Source organism: Gemmatimonas aurantiaca T-27 (assembly GCF_000010305.1).
Classification (GTDB): Bacteria; Gemmatimonadota; Gemmatimonadetes; order Gemmatimonadales; family Gemmatimonadaceae; genus Gemmatimonas; species Gemmatimonas aurantiaca.
The window spans coordinates 1,729,342-1,748,368 of sequence record NC_012489.1 but is presented as its reverse complement, the minus strand read 5'-3'; the positions used below and the strand labels follow the sequence as shown (position 1 = coordinate 1,748,368).

General features: G+C 65.9%; 15 protein-coding genes. 3 read left to right on the top strand and 12 right to left on the bottom strand.

All coding sequences use genetic code 11. The features are described from left to right. Nucleotides 1–19: 19 nt before the first annotated feature. Genes GAU_RS07420 through alr form a run of 5 tightly spaced genes read right to left on the bottom strand, consistent with a single transcriptional unit; the run spans nt 20 to nt 5,321 of the window. Nucleotides 20–1,213, bottom strand: a complete 1,194-nt coding sequence (locus tag GAU_RS07420; protein ID WP_156798941.1) for a hypothetical protein — start codon at nt 1,211–1,213, stop codon at nt 20–22. Next, complete coding sequence (locus GAU_RS07415) at nt 1,210–2,460, bottom strand: hypothetical protein (protein WP_012682941.1); 1,251 nt, start codon at nt 2,458–2,460, stop codon at nt 1,210–1,212. The genes GAU_RS07420 and GAU_RS07415 overlap by 4 nt, the downstream gene beginning before the upstream one ends. Nucleotides 2,461–2,497: 37 nt before the next feature. Next, nucleotides 2,498–2,941 carry a cytidine deaminase gene (gene cdd / locus GAU_RS07410; protein WP_197526063.1) on the bottom strand — a complete coding sequence of 148 codons (444 nt, stop codon included), beginning with the start codon at nt 2,939–2,941 and terminating at the stop codon, nt 2,498–2,500. Next, entirely contained in the window at nt 2,938–4,113 is a 1,176-nt protein-coding gene (locus GAU_RS07405) for a phosphopentomutase (protein WP_012682939.1), read from the bottom strand. Before GAU_RS07405 ends, cdd begins: the two co-directional genes overlap by 4 nt. Beyond that, the gene (alr, locus tag GAU_RS07400) at nt 4,110–5,321 is read right to left on the bottom strand and encodes an alanine racemase (protein ID WP_012682938.1); all 1,212 of its coding nucleotides are present in this window, start codon (nt 5,319–5,321) and stop codon (nt 4,110–4,112) included. Before alr ends, GAU_RS07405 begins: the two co-directional genes overlap by 4 nt. A 180-nt stretch (nt 5,322–5,501) precedes the next feature. On the opposite strand from alr, the gene mazG reads away from it, so the two are divergent. Further along, nucleotides 5,502–6,314 (top strand): nucleoside triphosphate pyrophosphohydrolase, encoded by an 813-nt coding sequence (gene mazG / locus GAU_RS07395; protein WP_012682937.1) that lies wholly within the window; start codon nt 5,502–5,504, stop codon nt 6,312–6,314. Between the two features lie 12 nt (nt 6,315–6,326). Here the strand turns inward: mazG and asnS are convergent, their stop codons facing one another. Continuing rightward, on the bottom strand, nt 6,327–7,628 hold the full coding sequence (gene asnS, locus GAU_RS07390; protein WP_012682936.1) for an asparagine--tRNA ligase: 1,302 nt from the start codon (nt 7,626–7,628) through the stop codon (nt 6,327–6,329). A 117-nt stretch (nt 7,629–7,745) separates the two neighbouring features. On the opposite strand from asnS, the gene GAU_RS07385 reads away from it, so the two are divergent. Next, the gene (locus GAU_RS07385) at nt 7,746–8,333 is read left to right on the top strand and encodes a hypothetical protein (RefSeq protein WP_012682935.1); all 588 of its coding nucleotides are present in this window, start codon (nt 7,746–7,748) and stop codon (nt 8,331–8,333) included. A gap of 7 nt (nt 8,334–8,340) precedes the next feature. Continuing rightward, nucleotides 8,341–8,760 carry a winged helix-turn-helix domain-containing protein gene (locus GAU_RS07380; protein ID WP_197526062.1) on the top strand — a complete coding sequence of 140 codons (420 nt, stop codon included), beginning with the start codon at nt 8,341–8,343 and terminating at the stop codon, nt 8,758–8,760. A gap of 44 nt (nt 8,761–8,804) precedes the next feature. Here GAU_RS07380 and GAU_RS20625 read toward each other — a convergent pair whose 3' ends face one another. From GAU_RS20625 to ftsZ, 6 genes are all read right to left on the bottom strand, one after another. Further along, nucleotides 8,805–10,913 carry a hybrid sensor histidine kinase/response regulator gene (locus GAU_RS20625; protein WP_012682933.1) on the bottom strand — a complete coding sequence of 703 codons (2,109 nt, stop codon included), beginning with the start codon at nt 10,911–10,913 and terminating at the stop codon, nt 8,805–8,807. Between the two features lie 204 nt (nt 10,914–11,117). After that, a complete protein-coding gene (gene recG, locus GAU_RS07370) occupies nt 11,118–13,238 on the bottom strand; it encodes an ATP-dependent DNA helicase RecG (protein WP_012682932.1) in 2,121 nt (706 codons plus the stop codon). A 38-nt stretch (nt 13,239–13,276) separates the two neighbouring features. Then, on the bottom strand, nt 13,277–14,206 hold the full coding sequence (gene ftsY, locus GAU_RS07365) for a signal recognition particle-docking protein FtsY (protein ID WP_012682931.1): 930 nt from the start codon (nt 14,204–14,206) through the stop codon (nt 13,277–13,279). A gap of 32 nt (nt 14,207–14,238) precedes the next feature. Then, nucleotides 14,239–16,137 carry a hypothetical protein gene (locus GAU_RS07360; RefSeq protein ID WP_012682930.1) on the bottom strand — a complete coding sequence of 633 codons (1,899 nt, stop codon included), beginning with the start codon at nt 16,135–16,137 and terminating at the stop codon, nt 14,239–14,241. A gap of 105 nt (nt 16,138–16,242) precedes the next feature. Continuing rightward, nucleotides 16,243–17,520, bottom strand: coding sequence for a M23 family metallopeptidase (locus GAU_RS20620; RefSeq protein WP_012682929.1), 1,278 nt, complete (start codon nt 17,518–17,520; stop codon nt 16,243–16,245). Further along, nucleotides 17,517–18,767 (bottom strand): cell division protein FtsZ, encoded by a 1,251-nt coding sequence (ftsZ, locus tag GAU_RS07350; protein WP_012682928.1) that lies wholly within the window; start codon nt 18,765–18,767, stop codon nt 17,517–17,519. The genes GAU_RS20620 and ftsZ overlap by 4 nt, the downstream gene beginning before the upstream one ends. Nucleotides 18,768–19,027: the final 260 nt, after the last annotated feature.

Genomic DNA, 19,027 nt, shown 5'->3' with positions numbered 1-19,027 from the left:
GACCTCGGACATCACCACCTCAGGGACGGATCTGCACGCCAAAACCCAGCAACCATGCCGATTCCTTGGCACCGCTGTTGGCGAGCGCCCGATTGGCGCGCTGCAGCGAGAAGTCAATCGTGGCCGCGTCACGGGCGATCGGCAGGGCAAACCCCGTCGAATACCGCGTCTCCTTCACCCGTTCAGCCGACACGCTGAACGGCAACTCGTTGCGCGCATAACCGGCGCGCAGGAAGATCGGCGCACCGCGGAACTGCGGCCCCTGCACTTCCACACCAGCGCGCACGTTGTTGGCGTCCTGAGCGGTGGTCAGGTTCGACCCCAACGATGCCATGCTGGACCACTTCACCTGTTCGATCCCCAGCGCAAACGTGGCGCCGGTGATGCCGTCGTACCGAAGGGCCGCACCGATGCGATCAGGCACTTCGGCCGTGGTACGCACCGAATCCCGGATGCGGGACTTGAGGCTGTTGCCGGTCCGATACGAACCGATGGCCGACAAGCCCTTCACGAGACGCACTTCGCCGCCCACCGACAACGCGGTGCCGAAGTAGTTCACGCGCGAGGAATCGACCACACTGCCGAAGGTGAGCGTATCGGCGAACGTCCGTTCGCGCACCGCCACGTTCTCACCAGTGATGAGATGGCCGCCCACGCCGATCTTGAAGCGAGAGTTGATCTGCCACCCCACGGCCGCCCGCATATCGCCGATGGCACCACGAATATCGAGTCGATCGTTGGTCGGCACCGACACGCCCTCGATCATCGCCGAACCGGTCGTGATCATGCTGTAGGAGCGATCGAGAAAGCTCGATGCGCTCAGCCCCAGCGCGAGGCCGCCGCGGAACGGGAAGAGCACGGCGATCAGCGGGACCCGCTGAATGGTCGTGCTTTCGTTCACGCCATTCAAACTGAGTTTGCGATACTCGGGCTCGGTCTGCGCACTGAGCACCAGACGTGGCAAGCCACCGAGGGCGCCGGGATTGAGCGGCGAGAGCGCGTCGAATTCACCAAACGCGCCGGCCGTTCCGGCCGCCCGCGTGCTGAGACCACCCACGGGATATCCAAAACCGAGACTGCCCAGCGAGCCCTGCGCCGCCAACGGCGCGGACGCCCCGACGAGCAGTCCGGCGACCGCCATCGCCGTTCGCGATGTACCGGCGATCCGTCCCACGCGGTGTGAGAGTACGCGATGCATGAATGAGGACCTCATGGCAGGGCGAACTCCGAACGCGGGAGATAGGTGATACGAAGACGGGGACGCAGCGACGCCTGTGCGGTCTCGCTGCTGAAGAACCGCAATTCCGAAGGCTGCGCGCCCTCACGATTGATCCGGAACGCCAGCGCGCGCGGCACGTTGGTGGGCAACGCCCCCCAGGTACGGGCCAGCGTGAGCACGTTGATGGTCTTCAGTCCGCTGTCACTCGGCACCATACGCGTGGTGTCGATGGAGGCAAAAATGCCATCGGCCGACAGATCGAGAATGCGCCGCATGTCCACCACACCACTGGTGGTGGTCGGCACCATGGCCACGATCGCCACAGAATCGGACGCGTTGGCAAACGTGCTGCGCCGCTGGGTCAGCAACAATTCGGCGCGCACGATGGTGCTGGAATCGGTGATGCGGGGCGGTACGGCAAAACGCAGGTACGACCGATAGGCCGGATACCCGCCGACGACGAGCGCATCAGGCCCTGCGGCCGGTGAGCCCTTGTCGACGATCGTGTAGACCTGGTACGCCAGATTCTGGTCGGTGGTCGCATTGGCCAGCGACGTGCCCGTCGGAACGATGAGCGGCGCGTAGGTCGTGTCGGTGGCGGCGTCGTACCGCAGCGTCGGCGCACCGGAGCTGAACGTGAAAGCCACCAGCCGCAGTTGGCCAGCTCCCCCCGACAGTCGCAGTCCCACACGCAACGGCTTCTTGTCGGCGATCTTCTGCTGCACCAGGGTGCGGCTGAGCGGCACCCGGAGCGTGTCGCTGGTCAGACTCGGGATCACCGTGATCGAACCGATGCGCCGGTCGCTGCGAAACAATGAGGACACCACTGCCGTGACCGAATCACTGGCCGTTGTGTCCACATCGAAGACTTCGAGCGTGACCGGCACCGTTCCGCGACGTCCGGTGGTGTCCAGAGGCAGGGTCAGGTAGACCGAATCGATCGTAGTGACCGAATCGAGCGTGCCCGTGCCGTTCGGATAGAACGAAGTCGCGAGCACATCGAAGCGCAGCACACCGCGAGTCACGACGGTGTCAGGACGGTTGGCCAGCAGCATCAGCGAGGACAGCCCCAGTGTGGGGAATCCACTGACGGACGTATCCAACACCACGGCCTCGAAGGTCGTGTCGCGGAACTGCTGAGATTGCGACGGACACAGCGCCGGACAGGCCGCACCACCGTCGAGCGATTCACCACACGCCGCCGCCGACAACACCGCGGCGCAGAGGGTGAGCAACAACATGGGGCCGCGCCAGCGCGGGGCCTTCCAACGACCGCCCTCAAACATTCTCGAGCGAAGCAGGCGTGAACGGTGCTGGCAACAACTCCGCCAGCGACCAACGAGCCGTGCGTCCATCGGGCGCGACGGCAAAGACTTCCAGCGCTGGGGCGAATTCCACCAGTGCCTGACGACAGATGCCGCAGGGCGGCGTCGGATCCTGCTGTTGCGAGGTGATCACGACACGCACAAACCGCCGCGCGCCGGAGGCGATGGCCGTACCAAGCGCCACACGTTCAGCACAGGTGCCTGCCGGATACGAGGCGTTTTCCACGTTGCATCCCGTAAACACCTGACCGTCTTCGGTTTCGAGCGCCGCTCCCACCGGGAAGCGGGAGTATGGTGCCCAGGCATGCGCGCGCGCCGCATCGGCAGCGGCCCGCAGATGCGCATGCGCGGGCGGCAACACCATGTCGTGTGAAGGGGTCGACGACAATGACGTCACGCGTGCAGCAGTTCGGGCAGGAACGACGTGCCCCGTCCGCGCCAATCGAGTCCGAACCAGTGCGCCACCGACGCACCGAGATCGGAGAACGTGTCGCGAACGCCCAGAGAGCCACCACGCACACGTGCCCCTGCCACCAACAACGGCACACGCTCGCGCGCATGGTCCGTCGACGGTGTCGTGGGATCGTTTCCGTGGTCAGCCGTAATGAACAGCAGGTCGTCCTCCTTCAGGGCAGCAAGCAACGAAGGGAGCGCACGATCGAACGCCTCGAGCGCCCCCCGGAAACCCGGCACATCGTTGCGATGGCCGAATAGCTGGTCGAAATCTACCAGATTGGCGAAGCAGAACCCACGTGGCGCCGTTTCCAGCCACGATTGGATGGCCTGGATGCCTTCGGCGTTGTCGGTGGTGTGTTGCGCGGCGATACCCCGCCCGGCGAAGAGATCGTCAACCTTGCCGATCCCGTGGCGCGGAATGCCCGCGTGCTGCAACACGTCAAGCAGTGTCTCCCCCGGTGGCGCGATCGAAAAATCCCGCCGATTGGGGGTGCGCCGCCACTGACCACGCTCTCCCACGAAGGGACGAGCAATCACGCGGGAGACATCGTGCGGCGCCACGAGCTGCGCGCGGGCAATCTCACACGCCCGATACAGCTCCTCCAGCGGGATCCAGTCCTCGTGGGCGGCCACCTGAAACACCGAGTCGGCGGACGTATACACGATCCACGCACCGGTCCGCCGCTGCTCCTCGGCATAGTCGGCGATCACCGCGGTGCCGCTGGCCACCGAATTGGCGACGACCCCACGCCCGGTGGCTTTGGCAAAGGCTTCGATGACCGCGGGCGGGAATCCCTGGGGGTAGGTCGGAAACGGGGCGGCCAGGTGCAACCCGGCGATCTCCCAGTGCCCGGTGGTGGAGTCCTTTCCGGCCGACCGGGGCAGCATGACGCCGTGGCCACCGATCGGATGCTCGACCGGCGGCAGCCCCGGCACGACCGTCGCGTTGGCGATGCCAAGTCGTTGCAGGTTCGGCGTTTCCATACCACCGGCCACACGAGCGACGTTGCCGAGTGTGTCACTGCCGAGGTCGCCGTAGGCGGCCGTATCCGGAGCCTCCCCACAGCCCACCCCGTCGAGCACAATCACCAGTGCACGTCGTTCTGCGTTCAACTCGACTCTCCGTTTACAGAATGCAAGATGTCGTGGTGGATTGCTGGAACACGCAAACACAGGCCTACCAGTAGCTCGTACGGCGACACACCGGCTCGCCCAGCCACGGCTTCCGCGGTCAGCACCTGCGATCCGTCCGCGCCCAGCATCGTGGCCACGTCTCCGGGAGCACAACGGACCGCCGACACGTCCACCATGGTCATGTCCATCGTCACCCGGCCCACCACGGGACAGCGTGTGCCGTGGATAAGTACCTCGCCGACGTTGGAAAGATGCCGTCGATATCCATCGGCATATCCGGCAGACAGCGTGGCGATGCGATGGGTTCCCTCGGCGGTCCAGGTGGCCCCGTAACTCACCGACTCACCGGGGAGCACATCCCGCACGTCGACCACCCGGGCCCGGAGATGGGCCACCTGCCGAAGCCCGAGTTCTGCCGAGAACATGCCGGCGTAGAGCGCGATCCCGGGCCGGGCCAGTTGTCCTGGAGACCCGGTTGTACGGCTGGCGATGCCACCACTGTTGTCGCGGTGCTCGAGGATCCCGGCCGGCAGCACGTCACGCAGCACGGTCAACGCATCGGCAAACCGGGCATCCTGCTCGTCGCGGGACGGCAGAGACTCGTCGGCCGAGTGGAAGTGTGTGAAGACCCCTTCCGGCGGCACGGCCAGCACGGCGTCGCGCAGGCGGGCCACGGTGTCCCAACGTGCTCCCGCGCGCGCCATGCCGGTATCGATGGACAGGTGATACGGCGCCACGGCATCACACGCGACCCCATGCGCGACCCCATGCGCGACCCCACGCGCTGCACTCAGGGCTTGCCATGCGACCAAGTCCTCGGCGCGATGCAACGCCGGGCGGACGGACAGGGCCAAGGCGCGTGGCAGTTCTCGCGCCAAGAGCGGAGTCGCACACAGGATGCGGCCTTCACAGCCGGCATCACGCAGTGCTTCCGCTTCGTCGAGCGAGGCGATGCCCACGCCCCATGGCGCGTCAGCGCCAGCCGTGCCCGTGGAGGTGGGTGCATGAACTGAGCCCTCGGCAAAGGGCACCCCCAGCGCGCGACACACACCGATCGCCCCGAGACCATAGCTGTCCGCCTTCACCATCGGCAGCAGTGGCACGCGGGCATGCTGACGCAACACGGCCAGATTGTGCCGCAGCGCGCTGCCATCCACGTCGAGCCACGCTCGGTCCTGACGAGTCATGCCCAATGGTAAACGGGCTGGCAGAGGGGGGCCACTCTCGGGCGGCGTCCGCGCCACGCTGCCCGCGCCACGACGGTGGTGCCCACCTGCGGTACTGCTGCACGACGGCGCGGTCGGCTAGTGTACGTACGGCATCCGCGGCCCCGATGGGGTGCACATTTCCCTCTTGTTCCGACTCCCGTGAGCGACGATCACGCCTCTTCGTCCGACACCACGGCCGCCACACCGGCGCCCCGTTCTCTCGACGACGCGCTGGCACTGATGCGCGATCTGCGCGCACGCTGCGAGTGGGATCGGGTACAGACCCACGCGTCACTGCGGCCGTACCTCATCGAAGAAGCGCACGAGGTGGACGACGCGATCGCGCAAGGCGACGATGCCGTGTTGCGTGATGAATTGGGTGACCTGTTCCTGCAGGTGCTCTTTCACAGCGTCGTCGCCGAAGAGCGTGGTGCGTTCGGGATGCAGGATGTGGCCGGTGCGCTCATCGCCAAGATGCACGCGCGTCACCCACACTTGTATGGCGACGGCGTGAAGCGTTCGTGGGAATCGATGAAGGCCGCGAAAGCCAAACGATCCACCCTCGAAGACGGACTGCCGGCCGGATTGCCATCATTACATCGTGCGCACCGGCTGCAGGATCGCGCTGCCGGGGTGGGCTTCGACTGGCCCGACGCGCTCGGCCCGCTGGCCAAGGTGCGCGAAGAGGTCGAAGAAGTCGCGAGCCTCATCGATCCGGCCACGGGCGCGGTGACCAACCAGGACGCGCTGGAAGCGGAACTGGGTGACCTGCTCTTCGCGGTGGTGAATCTGTGCCGCAAAACCGGCGTGCACGGAGCCCTGGCGCTCGATCGCACCAATGCGAAGTTCGTGCGTCGCTACGCCACCATGGAGCGCCTCGCCCAGGCCGATGGCAAGACGCTCAGTACCCTCACGCTCGACGAGCAGGACCACTACTGGGACGCGGTCAAGGCCGAAGAGCGCGCGGGCTGACCCCGAAGAACATCAGGGGGTGAGACGACCCATCATGCGCGGGAAGGGAATGCACTCGCGGATGTGTTCGATGCCGCAGATCCACGCAATGGTGCGCTCGAGTCCAAGTCCGAAGCCCGAGTGCGTGAACGTCCCGTAGCGACGCAGGTCGAGGTACCAACCATAGGCTTCGACCGGCAGTCCTTCGTGCGTGAGACGGGCGAGAATCTTCTCGTAGTCGTCTTCACGCTGTGAACCGCCAATGATCTCACCACGGCCTTCCGGCGCCAACAGATCCGCGCAACGCACCGTGCGCGGATCGGCCGGGTTCTCCTTCATGTAGAACGCCTTGGCTTCCTTCGGATAGTTCACCACGAAGACGGGACGCTGGTGTTCGTCCACGATGAGCGCTTCGTCGGGTGCGCCGAGATCGTCGCCCCATTTGATGTCACTGCCCTTGCTCTGGGCAAAGGCCACCGCGTCGGTGTAGTCGAGACGCAGAAACGGCTGCGACACACAATCCAGCTTGCTGGTATCGCGTTCGAGCACCTTCAGCTCTTCCTGACGACGCTCCAGCACGCGCTCCACGAGGTAGCGGACAAACTCCTCCTGGAGATCCATGTTGTCGTCCTGATCGTACCACGCCATCTCGGGTTCGATCATCCAGAACTCGGTGAGATGACGACGCGTCTTGCTCTTCTCGGCGCGGAACGTGGGTCCGAACGTGTAGATGCGTCCCATGGCAGCGGCGAGTGCTTCGCCATAGAGCTGGCCCGTTTGCGCCAGGTACGCCGTGCCTTCGTCGAAGTACTCGGTACCGAACAATCCCGCGCGTTCGCCGATGGCCGCCGTGAGAATGGGCGTGTCACATCGCACAAAATCCCGCGCGTAGAAAAAGTCGTGCACGGCCTGCTCGAGCTCATGCCGGACGCGCATGATGGCCACCTGCCGAGGACTGCGCAGCCAGAACGTGCGGTTGTCGAGCAGGAAGTCGACACCGTGTTCCTTGGGCTGGATGGGATAGTCCAGCGGGCTCGCGCCAATGAGCTCGAGTTGCTGAACGCCCATCTCGAATCCCCCGGGGGCTCGCGCATCGGCCCGCACTTCGCCGGTCAGCGCCACGCTGCTTTCCTGGGTCAGGTGACCAAACGCCTCCCAGGCCGCCTCAGGCACTTCGGCCTTGACCACCACCGCCTGCATGATGCCCGTGCCGTCGCGCACCACCGCGAAGCCCAGCTTGCCCTTGGATCGCAGGTGCGTGATCCAGGCGCGAACAGTGACGGTCTGGCCGACATGGTGCTGCAGGTCGGCAATGCGGGTGGAGTCGAGTCGCATGAGGCGTGGGTGGGAGGACGAAGAGGTGGCAAGCTACGGACGGCACCGAGACAGTTCAACACGACTTTACGCAGCAAAGGACTTGCCACAACACCTTTCCAGACCGAAATTGTCTCCATGTCCTCTGTTTCCTCGCTCGGCAATCGGGCGGCCGACGACCTGGCCTACGTGCGGCAGGTGCTCGACCGAGCCGAAAATTTTTCGGCCGTGCCGGGGCTGGGGGGCGTTGGCATGGGCATGGTGGCCATCGGGGCCGCGGTGCTCGCCCACGGTCAGGGCACGATCGACCGATGGCTGCTGACGTGGGTGGCAGCGGCCGTGGCCGCTTGTGCGGTAGGCGCGTTGACCGTGGTGCGCAAAGCGCGGCGCCACGGACTGCCGCTCGATGGCGGGGCAGCCCGGCGCTTCAGTCGTGGGTTGATGCCCCCCCTGCTACTTGGCGTGGTGCTGACGGTCACCGCGTGGCGCGCTGACAGTTGGTCCATGCTCGTGCCGATCTGGCTCGGGTGTTACGGCGTTGGTGTCCTGGCGGCGGGAGCGGTATCCACCGCTCGTGTGGTGCCGCGATTCGGCATGTCGCTGCTGGTCTGCTCGGCCATCGCCGCGGCCCTCCCGCAGTCGTGGCATGATGGGATGATGGCAATCGGTTTTGGCGCAGGGCACCTGATCACCGGCGAGATCGTGCGTCGCCGGTACGGAGGTTGAGGAGCACATGGGCGCTCGTGCCAATCGCAAGCTGGCCCGCCTGTCCGACGTCGATGCGTCCGTGCCGCGTTCCACTCCGGAACCAAAGCGCGCGCCGACGCTGGAGGCGATCGATGGAGAGATGGTAGGACAGATCCCTGCCCTCGATGGGCTCATTCACGAACGTGCGCGTCTGGCGATCGTCACGGCATTGGCGAGCGGCGAGTCACGCACGCACACCGAGCTCCGTGATCTGTTGCAGCTCACCGACGGCAATCTGAGTGTGCATGCGCGCAAGCTCGAGGATGCCGGCTATCTGGTGTGCACCAAGGAATTTGCCGGACGTACGCCGCGTACCTCCTATCGGCTCACCGCCGAAGGGCGGCAGGCGTTTGACCGCTACCTGGCCCACCTCGAGCAACTCGTCACCACCATGCGCCGCCTCTGAGTGGGGCGGGCTGAGTCACGCGCCAGCGCGCTCCAGCACGTGCCTCAGCTTCGCACCAGCACGTTGCGCACCCGGGTGACCAGCGCCTCGGGCGTGAACGGTTTGCCGATGAAGGCATGTTCTTCGTCGTCGGGCAACTCTTCGCCCGCCTGATAGCCGGACATGAACAGCACGGGCAACTGCCATCCCCGCTCGGTGATGGCTTCGGCCAATTCCCGGCCTCCCATGCGCGGCATGACGACGTCGGTGAGCACGAGCGCCGGCGCCAGCCCCGCGGAGAGTTGCTCCAGCGCATCCGTGCCGTCCTGCGCGACACGCACCTGATAGCCCTTCCGGCGCAGGATTTCCGAGACCAGTCGACGCAGCCCCGCTTCGTCTTCCACCACCAGAATCACTTCGCCATCGGCACGCGCGGCGATGAGTGCCGGTTCGGTGACCGCCTCGAATGTGTGGGCCAACCGCGGCAGGGCGATCGTGACGGTCGTGCCACGCCCCACGCCGCTGTCACAATAGACATGCCCACCAGCCTGCGTCACGATGCCATGCACCGTGCTCAGTCCGAGGCCGGTGCCATCGCCAAGTTGTTTGGTCGTGAAGAACGGTTCCCACATGCGGGCCACGACATCTGGGGGCATACCCATGCCGTCGTCCTGCACCGAGAGCAGCACCCACTGCCCCACGGGCAAACCGGGCCACGGGGCATCGCTGCTGGTCTCGATGTCGAGCGCTCGCGTGGTGACCCGAATGACACCGCCGTTGGGCAGCGCATCACGTGCATTGACGACCAGATTCACCACCACCTGCGCCAACTGACCACTGTCCGCCATGACAGGCAATGGCTGTTCACAGGCCTCGGTGACCAGCGTAACCTGCTCGCCGATGAGTCGACGCAGCATGCGCTGAATGTCGTGCACGGTGCCATTCATGTTCACGCGCGACGGCGTGACCGTCTGACGGCGACTGAAGGTGAGCAACTGCGCCGTGAGCAACGAGGCGCGATCGGCCGCCTTCAGAATCTCGGTGAGATCCTGGCGTAATTCGGTCAGTCGATCGGACTCTGCCGACCCAGCGAAGGCGTTCTGCAGTGCGCTCACCTGCTGCTCGGAGAGCTGGGTGAACCCGACGATGGCCGTGAGCAGATTGTTGAAGTCGTGCGCAATGCCACCGGCCAACGTGCCCACCGCTTCCATCTTCTGCGAATGCAGCAGCCGTTCTTCGAGCTGCAGGCGTTCTTCGCCCTTGCGGCGCAGTTCGTCGTTGGCCCGCGCCAGATCGTGCGTGCGATCGTCGACGGCATCACGCAGCACTTCCTGCCGCCCGATCACGCCAAACGCGAGCGAGGTGAGCAGCAGCGTGATCAGCACCGACGCCGCCCGTGTCGGACGCAGGTCGTCGGCGACGGCAGCGCCCCACCCTCCCACCGGCGACGCCAGGACAGTCCAATCCCCGTCACCGATGCGAACGGGCGTCATGGTGGGTTCGGTCACATCACCCAAGTCTCCGCGCAGTGCCTGCCCTCGGCGGTCGAGCAACACGGTGCGCACCGATTTGGGTACGGCGGCGCCATCCGCTTCTTCGAACAGCGGATCGAGATCCAGCACCATCGTGACGAGATCGGGAAACCCGGCGCGCACATTGGAGACCCGTTGCCGCAGGATGAGTCCCACACCACCCTGCAGCAGCGCGGACGGCCCACTGATCACCATGTGGTCCGAATCCATCGCCCGTCGCACATCCCCACGAATCTCGGGACGCGGATCGCTCAACAGGTCGTATCCGAGCAAGCGCGCCGAATCGGCCATGGGAAACGTGGCGACGATTCGTCCGGCGCGGTTGAGTTGCAGCGCGCGAAGGCCCGGCGCAGCGGCGCGCAATCCTTCCGCGATCGTGGGAAACGCCGCGTGCATCGACGACACCGACGGCTGCGCATCGACAAAGGCGACCAGACCGGCCAGCCGACCGACATGCCGATTGAAAACACCTTCAATGGCACCGGCATACGGCGCGACATACGCGCGCACGCGTTCGCGCTCGCGCTCCATGAGCGATTCGCCGTACCACCGATCGAAAGCGACGCCCACGAGCAACGCGCCGACAAAGGTCAGCAGCGCCGCAACAATTGATCGCGTGCGTAATCTGGACGGCCCCGGCACAACCCCTCGATCGCAATGCGCCTACTTGCTACTCCGAGAGCGAGCGACGTCGCACGACTCCACCGGTATCCAGAACGTCCCCGAACGCCAATCCGCCGGGCATTTTCTGATCTCGATCCGAGTCGGGTAATCTCGCTCACACCTCAGCCGTCCGCCATGTGCGGACTCAGAGCAAGGACGATTGGCCGAAAAAAAGGTCTTACCTCAGCCGACCCGGAACAGATCGAGCGCACGGGCATAGCCCACCGTCAGCAGGTGCCGAAGGCCCGCATGCGCCGGCTGCGCCAATTCGGGGTCCTGCGCCAGCAGGCGATCGGCCACCTCACGGGCCGTATCGTGCAGGGCCTCGTCCCGCAGGAGGTCCGCCACCCGAAACGCGGGATCCCCGTGCTGGCGGGCGCCAAACAGGTCTCCCATGCCACGCAGACGCAGATCGGCCCGGGCGATCTCGAAGCCGTCTTCGGTGCCGGCAAACAGCTCGAGCCGTTCCGCCGCCTCCCCCCCCACATCCCCCAGCAGGATGCAGTAGGACCGGGCCTGCCCGCGACCCACGCGGCCCCGTAGCTGGTGCAACTGCGAGAGTCCGAAGCGCTCGGGGTGTTCGATGATCATGACGCTGGCGTTGGGCACATCGATCCCCACTTCGATGACCGTCGTGGATACCAACGCATCGATCTCCCCATCGCGGAACCGCCGCATGATGGCATCACGTTCCTCGCCGGGAATACGGCCATGCAGCAGGGCGACCTGGCGGCCAGCCAGCGGTCCGGCGACCAGCGTGTCGAACATCGTCGTGGCGTTCTTGAGGTCGATCTTTTCGCTGGTCTCGATCAGCGGATAGACGACATACAACTGATGCCCCGCATCGAGCTCACTGGCGGCAAATGCAAAGACCTTGTCCCGTGCCGATTCCCGCCGCACCACGGTCGTGATCGGCTGTCGCCCCGGTGGTCGTTCGTCGAGGACACTCACATCGAGATCCCCGTGCAGCGTCAACGCGAGTGAACGTGGGATGGGGGTGGCCGTCATGAGCAGGACGTCGGTGGCCGTCCCTTTGTCTCCGAGCACGGCGCGCTGTTCCACACCAAAGCGGTGCTGCTCGTCGATGATGCTGAGGCCAAGATTGGCGAATGCCACGTCCGATTGCAGCAACGCATGCGTGCCCACCACGAGCGCGGGGGCCGGGTCGGCAATGCGAGCCAGCGCCGCGCGACGATCGGCCGCTGACAGGCGTCCGGTGAGCAAGACCGGTGCAATCCCAAGCGGCGCGAGCAGCGCGGTCATGCCACGCGCGTGCTGTTCGGCGAGCAATTCGGTGGGGGCCATCAGGGCCACCTGGGCCCCGTTTTCCATGGCGATGAGCGCGGCGAAGAGCGCGACCACGGTCTTGCCCGCGCCGACATCTCCCTGCAACAAGCGGTGCATGCGCCACGGGCTGCCCATGTCGGTGGCGATCTCACGGACGGCCCGCACCTGCGCCGCCGTGAGCGCATAGGGCAACTGCTCACGCAACTGCGTGGTCAATGTGCGCCGGCTGCGCAGCGCACGTCCGGGGCGCGCCTGACGAGCCACCTGGTGCGCGCGGCGATGCAGCACCTGTACACACAACAACTCTTCGAAGGCCAGGCGCGCCCGTCCCCGTTCGGCTTCGGCCACCGAGGCGGGTCGATGCACCATGCGGAGGGCTTCCGGCAACGCCGGGACATCGGCTTCCTGCAGCACATCTGCGGGAAGCGGTTCCTGCACCAGTGGCAGCAGCGCATCGAGATGCTGTTGCACCAGCGAGCGCAGCATACGCACCGAGAGGCCTTCGGTGCTCGGATAGATCGCCAGCACACGTCCGCCACCGGTGCCCTCTTCATCGGGACCGAGGTTCACGTACTCGCGCGGCTGTAACCGTCTCCCGTGGAAAAAGCGCACGGGGCCGGTGCACAACAGCCAATCTCCCTTGTTGATCGTGCGATCGAGGAACGGCTGGCCCGGCCAGGCGATCTCGATCAGCCCGGAGCTGTCCTGGATGACTGCCTGAAAAACCCGCAGGCCTTTGCGCGTGGGTAGCACGCCCTTGGCGATGACCTGCCCAAGGACGCTGACATCGGCCCCAATCGCCGCATCATTGATGGGCGTGATCGTGGAGGCGTCTTCATACCGGTGTGGCACATGGCGCAGCAGATCGCCGGCCACTGTGATGCCGAGCCGAGCAAGCATGAGCGCCCGCGCAGGGCCCACACCCTTGAGATAGGTGACCGGCGTGTCGAACGTGAGTCGCGGAGGACGCCGCGACGGCACACGGCGTTCCCTGTCACGGTCAAACGGATCGGCCATCTACCTGATGAGTATGTGCCGCAGGTGCCGGAGTGTGGTCAGGCCTCGACCAGTTCCTTCGCGTACACGTCGGCGTCAAACGGCTCGAGATCACCGACCTGTTCCCCCACCCCCACGTACTTGATGGGGACATTGAGGGCTTCATGCACCGCCACCACGATACCTCCCTTGGCGGTGCCATCGAGCTTGGTCACCACCACGCCGGTGACGGGCACGGCACTGGAGAACGTGCGTGCCTGCGACAGCGCATTCTGCCCGATGGTCCCGTCGAGGACCAGCAGGATTTCGTGAGGGGCTTCCGGCATCCGCTTGCCGATGACCCGATGCATCTTGCGCAGCTCCGTCATCAGGTCGTCACTCGTATGCAGACGCCCCGCCGTGTCCACGATGATCAGATCCATGTTGCGGGCAATCCCCGCGTCCACGGCGTCGTAGGCCACCGACGCGGGATCTGATCCCGGCTTCCCGCCCACGAATTCCGCCCCCGAACGCTCGGCCCATACGCGCAACTGATCGATGGCGCCGGCGCGGAACGTGTCGGCCGCGCCAACCAGCACCCGCTTGCCCTGCGCACGGTACTGCGCGGCCAGCTTGCCGATGAACGTGGTTTTCCCTGCACCGTTCACACCGATCACCAACAGCACCGTCGGGCCCGATGCGGCCATGGCCATCGCCGGATCCGCATTGCCGGTCCGCAACGCATTGGCCACGCCGTCGGCGAGAGCCTGACGGAACTCCGCCTCGGTCTTCACCTCACCGCGCTTGTGTCGTCGCTCCACTTCGGCCACCAGCGCGAGCGAGGTGGGCACACCAAAGTCGGACTCGATGAGCAGTGTTTCCAGCGCCTCGAGCGAACCTTCATCAACACCCTTGAACAGCACCGACACGTCGGTGCGCACGATGTCCTTGACGCGCTGCCACAGCGAGCGCTTGGGAACATCATCTTTTCGTCTGAATAGTCGCGACATGCGGAGAAGCCGTAGTGAGATTCGGGGAGGCGCTATCGCTGGCCAGCAGCCCGGCGCCCCAGCCATTCGCCGCACAGGAGCAGCAGCGCGAGCAGAAAGGGCCATCCGGCATCGACCAATCGCGGCGCCGTGGAGCTGGACGCGCTGCGGGTCGCATTGCCGGCCATCACGGTCGGTGCACGGGGCACCCATTCACGCGCCGCGTTCACCACCAGTACGCTGCTGCCACCGGCCGTACGCACGTCATACACCCCGGCCGGCAATGGGATCGACGTCACATCGAAGCTGCGAGACGGGAATGTGAGCGTGAGTGAGTCGGCGGGCGTGTTGGCCGCCTGGGCCGCTCCACGCCGGGTGATGGCGACCGCCACCAGCGTGTCCGCGCCACCGCGACGCCACAGCACCGGCTCACCAGCGCGGGTCAGTCCTGCCACCGGGCGCGCGGCACGCACATCACCGCGACCCGCCGACACCCAATCGAAGATCGCGCCCCACAGCGCAGTGAAGGCTTCACGCGGACGACCACCACGCAGTGACCAGCCTGCGTACCCAGAACCGGAAATGATCACCGCCCGCGTGCCACGCTCTTCGCGCGCGGCGATGGCCGCCACGGCGTCGCCACGCTTGCCCAGTCGCGCCGTCAGCACGGCGGCGGACGTGGTCGCCCCCGTTGGCACGGCAGGTCCAGCCAGTGTGATGGGGGGCAGCGAATCAAACGGCAGCGCTGTCAGGGCCGACATGAGCGGTGACGCCGGCGCCGAGGCAGCGTACCACTCCGGCGTGCGGGTCAGTTCACCGGCTCGTGCGACGGCGGTCGGCGGTGCAGGAATCCACAATGCGCGGGCCACCGCCGTGCCGCGGGCACCCAGCCAGCTCGTGTCGCCGTGCAGCACCAACATGCCAGCCGCCGAAGCACGATCCCGCACCTCCGCTTCACTGATCGGCGCCAGCGAACCTTCCACACGCCACACGTTTGGTGCCACCCGCAGGTAGGCACGGGTGGGAACATCCAGCGATCCGCGCAGCACCGTCAGCGCTTCACGTACGTCGATATCCGGCGCGGTGGACAGAAACACCGCCGTCGGTCGATCACCAACATCGATGGCCACCGTGAGTGTGTCATTGCGCGGCTCCGCATCGGCCGCCACTCGCACCACCGATTGCAACAACGCAATGCGCGAACCACGTGGCATCGCGACCATCGTGGTCACGCGTGTACTGGCGAACGGTGCAAGCGCCGGCACCGGTATCGACGCCACCTCGGTGCCGTCCAGCAGTACGGCCAGCGTGCCATCCGGCGTGGCCACCCCACCAGCCACCAAGGTGGCCGCCACGGGGACGGTATCGGCGGCCGTTGCGGAGGAGGGCGCGGTGAGATCGGCCACGGCCACATCGCGACGTGGCGCGCCGCTGTTCATGGTGACCACACGCGAACCGGCCGGCGACTCCGCGAGCACGTCGGCGTCATCGAGTTCGCCATCGGTCACCAGCACCAGTGACCGGCCCATCGACGCCGCGCGATCGACCGCCGAACGTGCGCGCGAGGCGACGTCAGACGGAAACCAGCGCGACAGATCATCCCGTGTTCCCTCGCGCAGCGAGTCACCGATGAACACCAGTGGCGCATCCGCACCAACGGCGGGCAACACACTGTCGATGAGTCGCGTGCGCCATGCCCGCACGGCGGTGCTTTCATCGCCCGCCGCACGACGCCACGAGGCGGAAGCGTCGACAGCCAGCAGGGCCGGCAATGGCTTGGCACGACCGGATGGCGCGCCAACGAGTAACGCGGCCACGATGGTCACGGCAAGCGCACGCAGCGCGGCAAGCCCCCAGCGTCCGGTGCGCGGCGAAACCCCAGCCTGTCCACGCCCATAGGCGAGCCAGGCGGCCAGTAGGCCCAACGCGATGGCGACGATCCAGCGAATCACGCAGGTAAGCTCACGAGAAGAGCGGTCAGAAAAAAGGGGACGGGGCGGGAGTCTACCTGCGCTCCCGCCCCGTCATGCTTGTACGTGTACCCTAGCAGGCAACGTTCAGTCGCCGGTGCCGCGCACTCCCTCACCACGCATGGCCAGCGTGGGCTGTCCGGCATCGAGTTGGGCGAACAGGCGCGCCTTGAGTGCCACAAACTCGGCACGCTGCGCAGCGGCCAACGGCTCGCCGGTGACATTGCGCAGTGCCACGCGCGGGTCACGGTGTTTGCCACCAACCAGGACTTCGAAATGCAGGTGCGGTGCCGTCGCGAGTCCGGTCGCACCAACGAACCCAATGGTTCGTGAGATCGCCACCGATGTGCCGGCCTTGATCCCGCTCGCAAACCCCTTGAGGTGTCCATAGCGCGTCACGTACCCGTTGGTATGACGGATCTCGATGACACGCCCATACCCGCCCTTCCAGCCAGCAAAAATCACACGACCATCACCGAGCGCGCGCACCGGCGTGCCCGCCGCCGCGGCATAGTCGGTGCCCTGGTGAGCACGTGTGACGCCGAGGATGGGATGACGCCGAAGGCCGAACACACTGGAGATGCGCCGGAAGGCCAAAGGGGCCCGCAGGAACGCGGCGCGCATGGACTTGCCCTCGCCATCGTAGTACGACGCGCGCGTGCCCTGCGCGAAGCGCATGGTTTCCACCGAGCGTCCGTCCACCGTGAGGCGGGCGGCGATGATGTTGCCCGGGCGCACCATGCCATTGGGGGCGACCTGCCGTTCGACGAGCACCCGCACGGAATCGCCCTTCTGCAGGTCGCGGCTCAGATCGACGCGATACTCGAGGATATCGGCCAGTGCATAGGCCAGCTCGGTCCGCACCCGCTCGGGGAAAGCATCAGCGCCGGCCGCAATGGCGCCCGTGAGGGTGGACGTGACCACCCCACCCACGACCACCGTGTCGGTGCTCCAGGGGAGCAATTCTTCCTTTTCGGTCCAGTCGCTGGTGCCGACATTCGACCGGGTCAGGCGAACAATCCGATCGATCGCGAGCTGGAAGATGATCTCCGACGTACCAGAGTCAGGTTCGACTCGCGCCGTGATCTGGGTTCCGGCGCGAATGCGACGGGAATCAATTGCCGAAGCCGCCCGCAGTGCGTCAGCAGCTTCCAGTGGTGACACGCCCGCGCGCTGCAACGCCACCGACAGCGCTTCGCCCTTTCGCAGCGTGTCCACGGTGGTGCGCCAACGGGAAGACACACGAGGCCCGGCCGTCAGGACTTCGGCGGCAGGGCGCTCTTCGACCGGTCGACCCAGCGCGATAACCGCCGCTCCGATCCCCAGACATCCAGCGGCAACGAGCAGCGTTCGCGTGACGGTCAATCCATCTGTCTCCGTATGAACGTCGGAATTTCCATGTCGTCGAGTTCAGCACTCGACGACGAGGCCGGCGGTTGGACGCGGGGAGGACGCGGAGCTGCCCCCTCCCACGCTGGCCTCGCCGGTGGCGCCGGGGGCCGGACCGCAGGACGTTCGCGGGACGGAAACGGGAGCACCGACGGCGCCTTGGGAGCAGCCGCAGCTTGGGAAAATGCAGCCGGCGTTACACCAGCGGAAGGGGCAAAACCACCTTGGGACGAGGTGTGGCCCGCGGTGTGACCTCCCTGCACGTACCGATCGAATCCGGTCGCAATGACCGTGACCCGGATCTCCCCCATCATGGCCGGCTCGTGGACGGCGCCGAAGATGATTTCGGCGTCATCGCCCACCGCGTCGTGCACGATGTCATTGATCTGGTGCACTTCGCCCAACGTGAGGTCTTCGCCGCCGGTGATGTTGACCAGCACGCCGGTGGCTCCGGAGATGGACACGTTGTCGAGCAGCGGCGAGGCGATGGCCTGCTGGGCGGCTTCACTGGCCCGGTTTTCGCCGCGACCGATGCCGGTGCCCATGAGCGCCGAACCGCCGTTCTGCATGACCGTGCGCACGTCGGCAAAGTCGACATTCACCATGCCGGTTTCGCTGATCAGCACCGAGATGCCCTGCGTGGCATGCAGCAGCACTTCGTCGGCCTTCTTGAGGGCTTCGTGGAAGGGGATGCCCTTGCCCACGACGGCGAGCAGGCGCTCGTTCGGCACGATGATCATCGTGTCGACGTTCTTGCGCATCTCGTTGATGCCCTCTTCGGCCTGACGCATCCGCTTGCGCCCTTCGAAGAGGAACGGGCGGGTGACGATACCCACGGTGAGCGCACCGGCCTCACGCGCCAACTGGCACACCACTGGCGCCGCACCAGTACCCGTGCCGCCGCCCATACCGCAGGTGACGAACACGAGGTCGGCGTTGCCGAGCACGCGCTTGGTATCTTCGCGATTCTCTTCGATGGCCTGGCGTCCGATCTCGGGGCGAGCACCGGCGCCGAGCCCGCGCGTCAGCTTCTTGCCGATCTGGATCTTGACGTCGGCCTTGGAGTTCATGAGCGCCTGCGCGTCGGTGTTCACCGAGATGAACTCGACACCCTCGAGGTGTTCCTCGATCATGCGGTTCACGGCGTTGCCGCCGCCGCCACCCACGCCCACCACTTTCATGCGGGCGTTCTGGGAAGCGCTCTCTTCGAACTCGAAGGTCATCCGGGGGAGCTCCATACGGGGCTTTTGCGGCACAGGGTGAATGACGCAGCACCCCCGCGGGGGGCACTGGCGATCGAGCTGCAGCGAGCACCGCCGACGTTGGCGGTCCGCGCGCCCGATCGATTACAAATTGTGGACGAAACCGGAACTGATGCCGTGACTCCCCTAGAATACACTTCCGGAGAAATCGCGCAACCCATGGATTTCTTTACACTTGTGGAACTTTGTGACACACAGCCGAGCCCATCAGATGGGTGTCA

Coding starts and splice junctions, on each gene's coding strand:
- ftsZ (WP_012682928.1), bottom strand. CDS start 18,767: ATGACCTTCGAGTTCGAAGAGAGCGCTTCCCAGAACGCCCGCATGAAA.
- GAU_RS07415 (WP_012682941.1), bottom strand. CDS start 2,460: ATGTTGTTGCTCACCCTCTGCGCCGCGGTGTTGTCGGCGGCGGCGTGT.
- GAU_RS07420 (WP_156798941.1), bottom strand. CDS start 1,213: ATGAGGTCCTCATTCATGCATCGCGTACTCTCACACCGCGTGGGACGG.
- ftsY (WP_012682931.1), bottom strand. CDS start 14,206: ATGTCGCGACTATTCAGACGAAAAGATGATGTTCCCAAGCGCTCGCTG.
- recG (WP_012682932.1), bottom strand. CDS start 13,238: ATGGCCGATCCGTTTGACCGTGACAGGGAACGCCGTGTGCCGTCGCGG.
- asnS (WP_012682936.1), bottom strand. CDS start 7,628: ATGCGACTCGACTCCACCCGCATTGCCGACCTGCAGCACCATGTCGGC.
- GAU_RS07380 (WP_197526062.1), top strand. CDS start 8,341: ATGGGCGCTCGTGCCAATCGCAAGCTGGCCCGCCTGTCCGACGTCGAT.
- alr (WP_012682938.1), bottom strand. CDS start 5,321: ATGACTCGTCAGGACCGAGCGTGGCTCGACGTGGATGGCAGCGCGCTG.
- GAU_RS07385 (WP_012682935.1), top strand. CDS start 7,746: ATGTCCTCTGTTTCCTCGCTCGGCAATCGGGCGGCCGACGACCTGGCC.